General features: G+C 70.4%; 12 protein-coding genes. 1 reads left to right on the forward strand and 11 read right to left on the reverse strand.

The window, feature by feature from the left end; all coding sequences use genetic code 11:
* Positions 1–62: 62 nt before the first annotated feature.
* The 10 genes from ACWD3E_RS22990 to ACWD3E_RS23035 all read right to left on the reverse strand — a co-directional run bounded on the left by ACWD3E_RS22990 (position 63) and on the right by ACWD3E_RS23035 (position 9,165).
* Positions 63–818, reverse strand: coding sequence for a response regulator (locus tag ACWD3E_RS22990; RefSeq protein ID WP_451389418.1), 756 nt, complete (start codon positions 816–818; stop codon positions 63–65).
* A 23-nt stretch (positions 819–841) separates the two neighbouring features.
* A complete protein-coding gene (locus ACWD3E_RS22995) occupies positions 842–2,158 on the reverse strand; it encodes a sensor histidine kinase (protein ID WP_451389419.1) in 1,317 nt (438 codons plus the stop codon).
* Between the two features lie 101 nt (positions 2,159–2,259).
* A complete protein-coding gene (locus ACWD3E_RS23000; protein WP_451389675.1) occupies positions 2,260–3,147 on the reverse strand; it encodes a DUF5936 domain-containing protein in 888 nt (295 codons plus the stop codon).
* A 30-nt stretch (positions 3,148–3,177) separates the two neighbouring features.
* Positions 3,178–4,122 (reverse strand): type II secretion system F family protein, encoded by a 945-nt coding sequence (locus tag ACWD3E_RS23005; RefSeq protein WP_451389420.1) that lies wholly within the window; start codon positions 4,120–4,122, stop codon positions 3,178–3,180.
* A gap of 11 nt (positions 4,123–4,133) precedes the next feature.
* Positions 4,134–5,471, reverse strand: a complete 1,338-nt coding sequence (locus tag ACWD3E_RS23010; RefSeq protein WP_451389421.1) for a CpaF family protein — start codon at positions 5,469–5,471, stop codon at positions 4,134–4,136.
* A gap of 17 nt (positions 5,472–5,488) precedes the next feature.
* The gene (locus ACWD3E_RS23015; protein ID WP_451389422.1) at positions 5,489–5,839 is read right to left on the reverse strand and encodes a TadE/TadG family type IV pilus assembly protein; all 351 of its coding nucleotides are present in this window, start codon (positions 5,837–5,839) and stop codon (positions 5,489–5,491) included.
* A gap of 1 nt (position 5,840) precedes the next feature.
* A complete protein-coding gene (locus ACWD3E_RS23020; protein WP_451389423.1) occupies positions 5,841–6,224 on the reverse strand; it encodes a TadE/TadG family type IV pilus assembly protein in 384 nt (127 codons plus the stop codon).
* 6 nt (positions 6,225–6,230) lie between these two features.
* Complete coding sequence (locus ACWD3E_RS23025) at positions 6,231–7,469, reverse strand: AAA family ATPase (protein WP_451389424.1); 1,239 nt, start codon at positions 7,467–7,469, stop codon at positions 6,231–6,233.
* A 13-nt stretch (positions 7,470–7,482) separates the two neighbouring features.
* Positions 7,483–8,190, reverse strand: coding sequence for a Flp pilus assembly protein CpaB (gene cpaB / locus ACWD3E_RS23030; protein ID WP_451389425.1), 708 nt, complete (start codon positions 8,188–8,190; stop codon positions 7,483–7,485).
* Positions 8,191–8,271: 81 nt separating this feature from the next.
* Positions 8,272–9,165 (reverse strand): hypothetical protein, encoded by an 894-nt coding sequence (locus ACWD3E_RS23035; RefSeq protein ID WP_451389676.1) that lies wholly within the window; start codon positions 9,163–9,165, stop codon positions 8,272–8,274.
* 361 nt (positions 9,166–9,526) lie between these two features.
* On the opposite strand from ACWD3E_RS23035, the gene ACWD3E_RS23040 reads away from it, so the two are divergent.
* A complete protein-coding gene (locus ACWD3E_RS23040; RefSeq protein ID WP_451389426.1) occupies positions 9,527–11,242 on the forward strand; it encodes a chitinase in 1,716 nt (571 codons plus the stop codon).
* Positions 11,243–11,360: 118 nt separating this feature from the next.
* Here the strand turns inward: ACWD3E_RS23040 and ACWD3E_RS23045 are convergent, their stop codons facing one another.
* Positions 11,361–12,026: a hypothetical protein gene (locus ACWD3E_RS23045; RefSeq protein ID WP_451389427.1), complete on the reverse strand. Its 666-nt coding sequence runs from the start codon at positions 12,024–12,026 to the stop codon at positions 11,361–11,363.
* Positions 12,027–12,216 lie beyond the last annotated feature (190 nt).

The raw sequence follows: 12,216 nt of genomic DNA on the forward strand, positions 1-12,216 counted from the left end.
CGTACTGCGCGACACCCCACCCGGCAGAGGGTCCCAGGACCCAATTGCGGACCCAGTTCATCTCAGGCCACCCCCAGCCATTTGGCCGTGGCCTGGGATCTGGTGGTGCTGTGGAGCTTGGCGAAGATGCGGTTGATGTGGTTCTTGACGGTCTTCTCGCTGATGAAGCACGCGGCGGCGATCTGCTGGTTGCTCATGCCGGACGCGATGAGGTCCATGATCTCCGCCTCCCTCGTACTCAGTTGGAACGCCGACCGCCATGACTGTCCCACATTCGATTGCTTTTGTGAAAGGTCTGGGGAGGCTAACGTCCTTAAATGAAGCGGTCGTTCCACGGTCTCGTGTGCATTCGCACTCGACCGAAGCTCAACCAGCAACGCCCTCGCCGCCCCCGGCGTCACATGGGGCCGCCCCTCCCGTACGTCCCGCACCGCCCTCACCAGCTGCTCCGTCGTGAACTCCCCGTGGACCAGATATCCCCCGGCGCCCAGCCGCAAAGCCTCCCGGACGGTATCCGTCTCGTGGCTGTAGGTGAGCATCATGACCGGGGCAAGGCGCACCAGGTGTGGCAACGCCGAGATTCCGTCGACGCCCGGCATGCGGACGTCGAGCAGGATGACGTCCGGCCGGTACCTGAGCGCCGCTTCGTACGCCTCGCGGCCGTCCGCCGCCTCCGCCACCACCGTGGTGTCCTCGCGGCCCGAGAGGAGGGCCGTGAGGCCCGCCCGGACCACGGGGTTGTCGTCGGCCACCAGGAGCCGGAGTGGTGCCGGCGCGGTCGGTGGCGGGAAGTCCCGCCCGGGGTGAGTGTGCTGCATCTTGTGCCTCCTCTCGCGTCTCTCTACGTGTCCTGGAGTGCCGTCAGGGGGAGTTCCACGCGGACCTCCGTGCCTCGTTCGTGGCCGCCTCGGCCGATCCGGATGCGGGCGCCCGCCTGCGCGGCCCGTTCCACCATCCCCAGCAGGCCGAAATGACCGGAGCGGCGCAGCTGTTCGAGGGTGGTGTCCGGTGGCAGGCCGCGGCCGTCGTCGTGGACGGTGAGGCGAAGCAGACCGTCGTGGACTCCCGCGCGTACGTCGACCCGGGTGGCCGCCGCGTGCCGGTGCGCGTTCTCCAGCGCCTCCGCGGTGATGGAGAGGAGGTGGCGGGCCAAGGGGGCCGGTATGGGCGGGAGACCCTCGCCCTCCAGCCCCTTGCCCTCCAGAACGTCGTACGTGACCGGGAGGCCCGTTCGGGCGGTGAAATCCCTGAATTGGGACCTCAGTTCGCACCACACATCCGTCGGGCGGCTCTCGGCCATGGGCGGGTCCCGCCGCAGCTCCGTCAGCAGTTCCCGTGACTCCGCCGCCGCCCGGCGGGCCGAGCGGGAGACCAGTTCCGCCTGTTCGCGGATGCGGTCCGGGTCGGGGACGGTCGCGGAGGCCGTGGCCGCCAGACCGTCCGCCGCGAGCGCCACGCCGTACAGGGTCTTGGCCACCGAGTCGTGCATCTCGCGGGCCAGCCGGGCCCGTTCCGCGCTCACCGCCTCCGTCGCCGCCAGGCGGGCCTGCACCGCCGTCAGGGCCTCGGTGGCGGAGCCGAAGCGGAGCATCAGGTTGCGCAGGGTGGAACCCATGGCGCCGGAGATGACGCACAGGCCGGGCAGGAGCAGGGACTCGGCAACGCCCGCCTGGCGGTCGGCCTTCAGCGTGGCGTGGACGAGCAGCAGGATCAGGGACTGGAGCGAGGCGAAGCAGGCCGCGCCGCGCCAGCTGTAGACCAGGCCGGCGAGGAGGGGGGTGCAGACGCTGACGTAGGCGAGGGTGGTGTCCGGGCCCGCCGAGATCAGCAGCAGGGAGCCGAAGAGGGTGTCGGCGGCCAGGAGGCTGGGGTGGCGCAGGAGGAGGGGGCCGAAGCGTTCCCAGTCGCGGAAGAGGACGTACGACACCATGAAGGTGACGACGACGGCCGCGCCGACCAGACGGACGCCGACGCCGGGGGCAGCGTTGAGGAGGGCGGCGGGGGCGGCCACGGCGATCATGGCCAGCCGGAACCCGAAGACCTGCCGGCACATGGCCTGCAGGGCACGGATCTGGATCTTCTCCGACGGCCGGAACGGGGTCTCCTCCGACGGCTGGGACCGTGTCTCCTCCGACGGCTGGGACCCTGCCGCCTCCACCGGACGGGACCATCGCTCCGACTCCGGCGGGCGGAATCGCCGTTGCTCCGACTCCGCCGGACGGAATTGCCCTTCCTCCACTGCGACCGCCACCCCGCCCCTCACTTCCCCGTGAGCGAGCCGAAGTCCACGCCCGAGCCCAGGATCAGCCCCGCGCCCAGCAGGAGCATCGTCGCCGGAACCATGAACGTGGTGATCATCAGCGTGGCCTTGGGGACCGCGCGGGCGGCCTTGCGGCGGGCGTTCTGGGCGTCGGTGCGGCGCATGTCCTTGGCCAGGGCGACCAGGGTGTCGACGATGGGCGCGCCCAGTTCCTCCCCCTGCTGCAGGGCCGTGACGAACATGGCCACCTGCTCGGAGTCGTTCCTGCGCCGCAGCTCCGCGAAGGCCTGTCGGCGGCTCATGCCGAGGTCCATCTGGCGCAGGGTGATGCGGAGTTCGTCGGCCCACGGGCCCTCGTACCGCGAGGCGACCCGGTCCATGGCCTGCCGGAAGCCGAGCCCGGCGCTCACCACCACCGCGAGCACGTCCAGGAAGTCGGGCAGGGTCCGTTCGATCACGTCCTTGCGGATGCGTATCGCCGACCAGATGCCCACCTCGGTCCAGAAGGCGCCGAAGAGCAGGAGCAGCAGGGCGACGAACCACTGGCCCCGGAGCAGGAAGACCAGGAAGCCCACGGCGCCCAGCGCGCCGTAGACCGCGCGGCGGGCCGCGTAGCGGTCGATGGTGAGGCCGCCGGGGTTGCCCGCGAGGTCGATCCTGCGGCGGTACCTGGCGACCAGGCGCGGGCCCATCAGGCGTAGCACCGCAGGGGCGTAACGCATGCCCAGGCGGTCGACGACCGAGCCCACCGCACCCGTGCGGGTGGCGCCGACCTCCAGGGCGACGGCGAGGTCGCCGGGGAGTTTGGCGTCCGCGCGGTACATGCGGATGCCGGTGAAGATGCCCAAAACGCTCGCGCCCATCGCCAGGGCCAGGAGGAGTCCCACGAGTCCGGTACCCATCAGGCAGCCGCCCCCTCAGACGTCGATCCGGCTCAGGCGCCGGATGAGGACGAAGCCGACGGCGTACAGGCCGAACGCGATGATCACGCACGCCTGCCCGATCGGTGAGCCGGTCATGCGGTCCAGGGCGCCGTCCTTCACGGCGTTCATCAGGAACAGGGCGCCGACGCCGAGGACGGGGACGGCGTACGAGGTCATCGTCACCTGGGAGAGCTGGGTGCGGATCTCGCGCCGGGTCTCCTTGCGCTCCTCCAGCGTCTCGGTCAGGTTCCTCAGCGCCGAGACCACCTGGCCGCCCGCCCGGTTCGACAGCACCAGGGTGGTGACCAGCACGACCAGTTCCCGGGACGGCAGCCGGTCGGCGAGTTCGCCGAGCGCGTCCTCCATCGAGTGACCGATCGCCAACTGGTCGGAGACCTTGGCCAGTTCCTGGCCCGCCGGAGCCTCCAGCTCCTCCGCGGCCATGCCGATCGCGGTGCGCAGGGCGAGGCCGGCCTGGGTGGCGTTGGCCAGGATGCGGGCCAGTTCGGGCAGTTGGTTGATGAAGCGCTCGATGCGCTTCTGGCGCTGCCAGTTGAGGAACTGGAGCGCAGCCCAGACGCCCAGGAGCCCTGCCAGGGGGCCGAAGAAGGGCGCCAGGGTGGCCTCGCCGATCAGCCACAGGGCGGCGACCGTGGCGAGCATGTAGGCGAAGAACTCGCCCGGGGTGACGTCCAGGCCGGTCGCCGCGAGCCGCAGCTCCAGCTTCCGGCCCAGTGCCGTACGGCGCAGCCGCCGGTCCAGGTTGCGGAAGCGGCGCCGGCGGCCGGTGACCGCTGCCGCCCCGGTGTGCGAGAGGCGGTCGATCAGCTCCGCCCGCTGGGCCCGGCCCGCGGCGTAGCTGTGCACGCCGGCGACGGCCAGGACGCAGGTCAGCAGGGCGACGCCGCTGGTCAGCTGGACGAGGGTGTGGAGTTCCATGGTCCTGGGTCCTACCTGGCTTCTCGGGTGGCGAGCTGCTCCGCGGAGCGGGCGACTCCGAAGGCCTGCGGGATGGGCTGGCTCGCCATGTAGAGGCGGTCGGCGGTACGGCGTGGGAGCGGGTGGTACTCGAAGGTGCCGTACACCCGGCCGTCGGGGGTCATGGGCTGGGCGTGGAAGCGCGCCACGGTCGCCAGCCGGTACGGCTCCCCGCCGTGGCTGTCGAGCAGCGCGATCTCGGTGATGCGGCGGGCGCCGTCGGCGAACCGGGTGAGCTGGACGATGACGTCGACGGCGCTGTTGATCTGGTCGTGCAGGGCCACGAAGGGGACCTCCACGTCCGACATGGACGCGAGGGTCTGGAGGCGGGTGAGGGCGTCCTCGGCGCTGTTGGCGTGCACGGTGGCGAGGGAGCCGTCGTGGCCCGTGGACATCGCCTGGAGCATGTCCAGGGACTCACCGCCGCGCACCTCGCCGACCACGATCCGGTCGGGCCGCATGCGCAGCGAGTTGCGCACCAGGTCGCGGATGGTGACCTCGCCCTTGCCCTCGACGTTCGGCGGCCGTGACTCCAGCCGGACCACGTGCGTCTGCTGGAGCTGGAGTTCGGCCGAGTCCTCGATGGTGATGATGCGCTCATGCGGCGGGATGAGGCCGGAGAGCGCGTTGAGCAAGGTCGTCTTCCCGGTGCCGGTGGCGCCGGAGACGATGATGTTGAACTTCGCCTGCACCAGGCCCGCCAGCAGGAACACCATGTGCTCGTCGAGCGAGCCGAAGCCGATCAGCTCCTGGAGCGTGAACGAGCGGGGGAAGCGGCGGATGGTGAGCGTGGGGCCGGTCAGCGACAGCGGCGGGATGATCACGTTGACGCGCTCGCCGGACGGCAGCCGGGCGTCCACCATCGGATTCGACTCGTCCACCCGGCGGTTGACCGTCGACACGATCCGCTCGATGGTCTGCATCAGCTGGTCCACGGAGACGAAGCGCAGCGGCAACTGCTCGACCCGGCCACCGCGTTCGACGAAGATCGCGTCCGGTCCGTTCACCATGATCTCGGTGATCGACGCGTCCTCGAGCAGCGGCTCCAGGATGCCGAGGCCGAGCGCCTCGTCCACCACCCGGCGGATCAGCTGCGAACGCTCCACGGTCGACAGCACCGGGCCCTCACGGCTGATGATGTGCCCGAGCACCCGCTCCAACCGCGCCCGCCGTTCGGCGGCGGCCAGCGCGCTCATCTCCGCGAGGTCGATCTCCTCCAGCAGCTTGGCCCGGTAGGAGGCGACGAGATGCCCGTCCTCACCCCGGCTGCCGTGCTCCTCGGGTGAGTTGATCCGTGCCCGCAGACTCATGGGTGGCACCTCCTCGTTCAGTGGTGGTCGAGCGGCATGGTGGCGGTCTTGGTGGCCGTGCCGAAGTTCCAGAGGATCTGGGGGATGGCGACGGTGGCGGTGACCTTGACCGAGTCGGTTCCCAGGACGGGGTCGCAGTGCACCTGGAGGCCGGCCGCCTCGTCGCACGCCCCTTGCGCGCCATGCCCCAGCGAGGCCGCCCGCGCCCCCGCCCGAGCCGCCGTGCTGGCCTGCTCGGCCGCGTAGGCAACCGCCCCGATCTGGATCCCGGCCAACCCGACGATCAGCAGTACGGGTATGAACCCGAGGTACTCGATGGCGACTTGGCCTCCATCACGCCGTCTCCGCCGTATCCGTCCGTACGACATCTCAGTCCTTCACCTCCTCCACGGCACCGGCATGGCCCCACACCCTGACGGGAAAGTTGATCAGCCCGGGAAAGAGCACGGGAACCTTTATGCCTACGTCCGCCTTCACGTATCCGGTCCCGCCGCACTGTCTGAACTTCACGCCCGATCGCCACGCCCTGGACAGATGGTGCAGTGCCGCGTGCCGACACACGCCCCTCCTCTCCCCCTGAGTCGCAGCCGTCCCCGCCCGCACCCCCTCGTCCGCAGCGTTCCCCGCGAGCGTGAAGGTGTACCCCACCAGCACGGCCTGCCACATCAGCACCAACGTCAGCACGATCAGCGGAGTCATCCCCAGGAACTCGATGCTGACCTGCCCCCGGTCGTCCTTCCCCAGGCGTCTCATCGGCCCTCACTCCTTCCGCCGCCGGAAACCGACCGACCCACGCGCCCCGCCCCCGCGATGGGAGGCCCCCTCGACGGCCTTGGCCAGCCCCAGCTCCCCCGCAAGGGTCCACAGCGCCTGCCTCACCGTGCTCTTGCCGTCGAGTTCGTGCAGACGCCCGGCGTCCACGACTCCTTGCAGTTCCTTGAAGGCCGCTGGCACGGCCGTACGTGCCATCGCCGTACCCGTGATGCGTTGCACAAGCGCCGGCTGGATCTCCGTACCCCGGCTGTGGCGGTTGACGACGACGGTCGTCTCCTCGGCCTTGCGGATCTGCAGCCGGTCCCACATGCGCACGGTCCGCTTGGCGGCGCGTACGGCGATCACGTCGGGGGTGGCCACCAGCAGGGCGGTGTCGGCCATCTCCACCGCCGCCGCGCCGGCGCCCCCGAGCTGGGCGCCGCAGTCCACCACGACCACCTCGTACCGGGAGCGCAGGGCGCTGACGATCTGCCGGGCTGCGCGGTCGCTGACCTCCTCGCCGCGTTCGCCCTCGGCGGGGGCGAGGAGCAGGGCGAGGCCTGTGTCGTGGCGGAAGACGGCGTCGGCGAGGACGCGCGGGGAGATGTCGGTGATGGCGGCGAGGTCGACGACCGAGCGGCGGAACTGGACGTCCAGGTAGGAGGCGATGTCGCCGGTCTGCAGGTCGAGGTCGACGAGGGCGGTGGACCGGCCGGAGGCCTGGGCGGCGAGCGCGAGCTGGATCGCCACCAGGGTCGCGCCGACCCCGCCCTTGGCTCCGCTGACCGTGACGACCGTACCGCCGGTGCCGCCGAACACGTCGGCTCCGTGGCCGAGATGGCGCCGTACGCCACTGGACCACTGGGCGACGGCCTGCACGCGGCTGGCGAGTTCGTCGTACGACAGCGGGAGCGCGACGAGGCCGCGGGCACCGGAGTCCATGGCGGCGGCGAACAGGCCGGGGCTCGCGTCGGTGGTGACGAGGATGACGCCGACGGCCGGGAAGCGCAGGGCGACCTCGCGGATCAGCTCCAGCGCGGGGACGGGCCCGATGCGCTCGTGGACGACGACCACCTCGGGCAGTTCGTCCACGGACTCCGTCGCGAGGCGGGCGAGGGCGTCGACCAGCTGGGTGGAGTCGCCGAGGGGCGGCTGCGGTTCGGCGTCGGGGAGCTGGCTGAGCAGGGTGACGAGGGAGCGGACGGCGTCCGGGTCCGCGCCGGCCGGGAGGATCCTGGTGGGCATGCTCGGCCGCCTCTCACTTGTCCGTCGCGAGTTCGTAGGTGCGGTCCTTGTCGGGGACGCTGGTCTCGCTGCCGGGGGCCACCAGGGCGAGCCGGACCCGCTGGGCGAAGGACTCGGCGTAGGTGATGCGCTGGGCGTCGAGGGTGGACAGCGCGAAGGTGATGGGGACCGCCTCGGTGGGCTGCTGCTGGTCCTTGCTGCTGTCGGGGTCGAGGGCGGTGATCCGGCCGACGTCGAGGACGCGCGCGTTGGTCACGATGATCTTCGACTGGTCTGGGTCGCCCTCCTTCTTCCCCTCGAAGGTGGCATAGACGTTGACCCGCGAGCCGGGGGTGATCTTGCCGGCGACACCGGTGGCGGCGTCGATCATGATGGCGACCTCCTGCTGCCCCGACTGGAGGGCGGGCTGGTCGACGATCATGTCGGTCTGGAGGAGGGAGCCCTGGCGCAGCGTGGTCACCGCGATCTTGCCCTGGATCTGGCGGAGATCGGTCACGGCGTTGCCGGACAGCCACCGCTTGGGCATCTTGATCTTCTCGAACTGGCCGGTGTCCAGGGCGGTGTACGGCTGCACGTCGGACCTGACCCGGTAGGCGGTGACCTCGTGGCCGACCTTGGACTGCACGTTGTCGATGACGGAGAGCACGCCGGCGAACGCGCCGAGAGCGCACAGGACCGACAGGGTCAGGAGTATCACGCCGCGGCGCTGACGGGAGTTCATGAACCGTGCAACCTCATTGGGGGAATCGGTCGAGCGGGATGTGTGCGGGTGCTTGCGGGGCCGGACCCGGGCCCGGGCCGGTCAGGCGGGCGTGCGCTGCTCCAGAGCGCGTTGTCCTCGGCGGTTGCCTTGTTCCAGGGCCCGTTGACCCGGGGCGCCCTGCTCCAGGGCGCGGTGCGCGGGTGGTTCGTGGACGGGCGGGTTGGCCGAGCAGAAGACGCAGCGGTCGCCGATGACGTCGATGCCGCACCAGTGGCAACTGCTCTGCCGTACGGAGGTGACGAGCTGGTAGAGCACCGACAGGTCGGCGAGATAGCTGCAGAACTCGACGGCCCGCCCCGTGCCCCACCACACCGACGACTCGGCGGGCAGCGGGGCCTCACGCAGCCCGTGCACGCCCCACTCCTTGGCCAGCTCGCCGATCCATTCGCTCTGCAACTGTCCCCTGGCGACGAGCATCCAGGTGCTGAAGTCGGGGCCCTTGAGCGGGGCGGCGCCGGGCCCGATCCGCACGAGCTGCGGCTCGGGATGGGCGAGCACGGCGAACTGGCTGCCGGGGACCCAGGACTTGGCGTGTGCCTTGAGGCTGACGGGTACGCGGTCCAGCCGGGCCACCGAGCCGAGAACGGCACCGGCGTGGATGTAGTGGGTGAGCAGCCGTCCGGCGGAGGCCAGCACGCCCGGACTCAGGTCGCAGGAGGCGAGCTGGCGCAGTTGCCGGGCCAGTACGGCGATGCCGAGGGGCGGCAGTTCGGGCCGGAAGACGGCGACCCGGTCGCTCTCCAGCAGCGAGCGCAGGGTGTGCAGCCGCCGTAACACGGGCTCCGGGGTGGCGCTGGAGCACACGACGATCACGTACCCGTACTGCTCTATGAGGCCGTGGAGTTCGGTCAGCGCGTGCTCCAGCGGCCGTCGGTCGAGGCCGTCCAGCACGACGGCAGGCATGGTCCGTTCGTCCTGCGCCGGCAGTGCCATGTCGGCACTGGTCACGGCAATGGCAGTTGGCACGCGCGCACTCCGCTCTTCACACCCGCCGGCCCACCGGAGTCGCTCCAGCGCACCAGGACGACTTCACTGCGTGACTACGTGAGCACTGTATCCACGGCTGAATGACCGGAGAACAGCGTTTGTGTAGCTCGCGTGGAACTCACAGCACCCAAGTCACTTCAAAACAGGACAGGTTGAGCATCGAACCGAAGGCGATTCTGGTCTGGACCTCTTGACACTCGGATTGGTCTGGACCAACTTGTAGGCCACGAGGACCATCACCCCTTCCTCTCTCCTCTCCCTGTTTTCCCCTCCTCCCGCTCCGTCAACTCCCCCACCGGAGGCCCCAGTGGACCGTGCAGCAGGCATACCCAGACGCAGACGACGGATCGCCACCTGGTCCGCCGCCACCGCCCTCGCCCTGTCCGTGGCGGGCCTCGCCGCCGGCCCCGCGTCCGCGGCGGACGTCAACAACGTCAAGAACGCGGGCTTCGAGTCCGGCCTCGCCAACTGGACCTGTACGGCGAACAGCGGCACGACGGTCTCCTCCCCGGTGCACGGCGGCTCGTCGGCGCTGAAGGGCACACCGGCCGGGCAGGACAACGCCCAATGCACCCAGACGGTGGCGGTCAAGCCCAACTCGACGTACACGCTGAGCGCATGGGTGCAGGGCGGCTACTCGTACCTGGGCGTGACGGGCACGGGCACGACGGACGTCTCGACCTGGACCCCCGACACGGCGAGCTGGAAGCAGCTGTCCACCAGCTTCACCACCGGCGCGTCCACGACCTCCGTCACGCTCTACACCCACGGCTGGTACGGCCAGGCCGCCTACTACGCCGACGACATCTCGGTCCACGGCCCCGACGGCGGCGGTGGCGGCGACCCGGCCCCCACGGTCCCGGCCGCCCCGACCGGCCTCGCGGTCACCGGTACGACCTCGTCGTCGGCCTCCCTGTCCTGGAACACGGTGTCGGGCGCGACGGGCTACAACGTCTACCGGAACGGCACGAAGGTGACGGCGGCGACGGGCACCTCGGCAACCGTCACGGGCCTGGCCGCCGCCACGTCGTACAGCTTCCAGGTCACCGCGACCAACGCGGCGGGCGAGTCGGCGAAGTCGGCGGCGGTGACGGCCACGACGGCCTCCGGTGGCGGAAGCGGGGGCGGGGGTGGCGCCGTGCCGAAGCACGCGGTGACGGGCTACTGGCAGAACTTCAACAACGGCGCGAAGGTCCAGAAGATCTCCGACGTCCCGTCGGCGTACGACATCATCGCGGTGGCCTTCGCGGACGCGACGACGACACCGGGCGCGGTCTCCTTCAACCTGGACTCGGCCGGCCTCGGCGGTTACACGGTCGACCAGTTCAAGGCGGACATCAAGGCCAAGCAGGCCGCCGGCAAGAAGGTGATCATCTCGATCGGCGGCCAGAACGGCACGGTGTCGGTCAACGACCCGGCATCGGCGACGAACTTCGCGAACTCGGTGTACTCGTTGATGCAGACGTACGGCTTCGACGGCGTGGACATCGACCTGGAGAACGGCCTCAACGCGACGTACATGACCCAGGCGCTGCGCGCACTGTCGTCGAAGGCGGGCCCGTCCCTGGTCATCACGATGGCCCCGCAGACGATCGACATGCAGTCGACGTCGAACGCGTACTTCCAGACGGCCCTGAACATCAAGGACATCCTGACGGTCGTCAACATGCAGTACTACAACAGCGGTTCCATGCTGGGCTGCGACGGCAAGGTCTACAGCCAGGGCTCCGTGGACTTCCTGACCGCCCTGGCCTGCATCCAGCTGGAGGGCGGCCTCTCCCCGTCCCAGGTGGGCCTGGGCCTGCCGGCCTCGACAAGCGGCGCGGGCAGCGGCTACGTCTCGCCGACGGTCGTGAACAACGCCCTGGACTGCCTCGCGGCAGGCACGAACTGCGGCACCTTCAAGCCGTCCAAGACCTACCCCGACCTGCGCGGCGCGATGACCTGGTCGACCAACTGGGACGCGTCGTCGGGCAACGCGTGGTCGAACGCGGTGGGGGCGCATGTGCACGCACTGCCGTGACGTGTGATTCGGCTGTATTCGGCTGTATTCGGCTGTATTCGGCCAGCGACGACGCCCGGCCCCGGGAAGGGTCCGGGCGTTGCTGCCCTACGGCGAGCTGTGAGGCGCAGAAGGCCCGCTACGGCGTGTAGACCTGCTCCAGGCTGTGGATGGCGCCGTCGTCGCCGGTCTCGTACTTGAACACCAGGCCGGAGTCAGGGTGCGCCTTGATCCAGTCGATCAGCTCCTGCACGCCGATGCGCTGGTTCTTGCTGCTGCTGGTGATCGGATTGGTGGCGGTGACGTATGCGGCCTGGTCGAGGGCCCAGCGGCTGTCCTCGCCGGTGACGACGAACGGCGTGCCGTCGGAGTCCTTGCCGGGGCACCCCCAGGCCCCGTGCTGGATGACCAGGTTCACTTTCCCGGTGCTGCCAGGGAGTTCCTCGACACGGTAGACGGCGATCTCGTCGGGGTCGACATGGTCCGGGTCCGGCGCCTTCGTGGCGCAGCCGGCGGCCGGTGGCGTGGTCTTGGCCGAACCGGGAGCCTTGGATGCGGGCTTCGCCGCGGGCGTCCCGCCGCCGGCCGCACCCGGTGACGCGGTCACGGTGGCACCCGAGCCCGCTGAGCCCCCCGCGGCCCCGCCCTTGCCACCGGACGCGCCGGACGACGGGCGCGCCGTGGCGGCGACGCTCGGCGTGCCGTCGGCTCCAGCGGTGTCGTCCCCCTGGCACCCGGTGAGTACCGCGGCCAGCGCGACGGCCGCGAGCGCGATGACGGCGGGTCTGAGGCGATGGGCATTCATGTGGATCGTCCCCCCTGTTCACGGGCGGCCCGACCGGCCGCACCCGGATCCGGACCGTAACAACGGCCTGCTCGCGCCGCACTACTCGAAGGTCCCGTGTCACGGACTCCGGACAATGCCGTCACGGGGCACGGACCATGTGATGGAAGAGGGAATCAGAAGGGGCAGGACCCCCTTGCCCGCAGGTCTT

The sequence above is a fragment of the Streptomyces sp. NPDC002676 genome, assembly GCF_053592455.1.

Excerpts from the sequence above, each read along its gene's own strand:
- ACWD3E_RS22990 (WP_451389418.1), bottom strand. The coding sequence starts at position 818 with ATGCAGCACACTCACCCCGGGCGGGACTTCCCGCCACCGACCGCGCCG.
- ACWD3E_RS23005 (WP_451389420.1), bottom strand. The coding sequence starts at position 4,122 with ATGGAACTCCACACCCTCGTCCAGCTGACCAGCGGCGTCGCCCTGCTG.
- ACWD3E_RS23010 (WP_451389421.1), bottom strand. The coding sequence starts at position 5,471 with ATGAGTCTGCGGGCACGGATCAACTCACCCGAGGAGCACGGCAGCCGG.
- ACWD3E_RS23015 (WP_451389422.1), bottom strand. The coding sequence starts at position 5,839 with ATGTCGTACGGACGGATACGGCGGAGACGGCGTGATGGAGGCCAAGTC.
- ACWD3E_RS23020 (WP_451389423.1), bottom strand. The coding sequence starts at position 6,224 with ATGAGACGCCTGGGGAAGGACGACCGGGGGCAGGTCAGCATCGAGTTC.
- ACWD3E_RS23025 (WP_451389424.1), bottom strand. The coding sequence starts at position 7,469 with ATGCCCACCAGGATCCTCCCGGCCGGCGCGGACCCGGACGCCGTCCGC.
- cpaB (WP_451389425.1), bottom strand. The coding sequence starts at position 8,190 with ATGAACTCCCGTCAGCGCCGCGGCGTGATACTCCTGACCCTGTCGGTC.
- ACWD3E_RS23035 (WP_451389676.1), bottom strand. The coding sequence starts at position 9,165 with ATGGCACTGCCGGCGCAGGACGAACGGACCATGCCTGCCGTCGTGCTG.
- ACWD3E_RS23045 (WP_451389427.1), bottom strand. The coding sequence starts at position 12,026 with ATGAATGCCCATCGCCTCAGACCCGCCGTCATCGCGCTCGCGGCCGTC.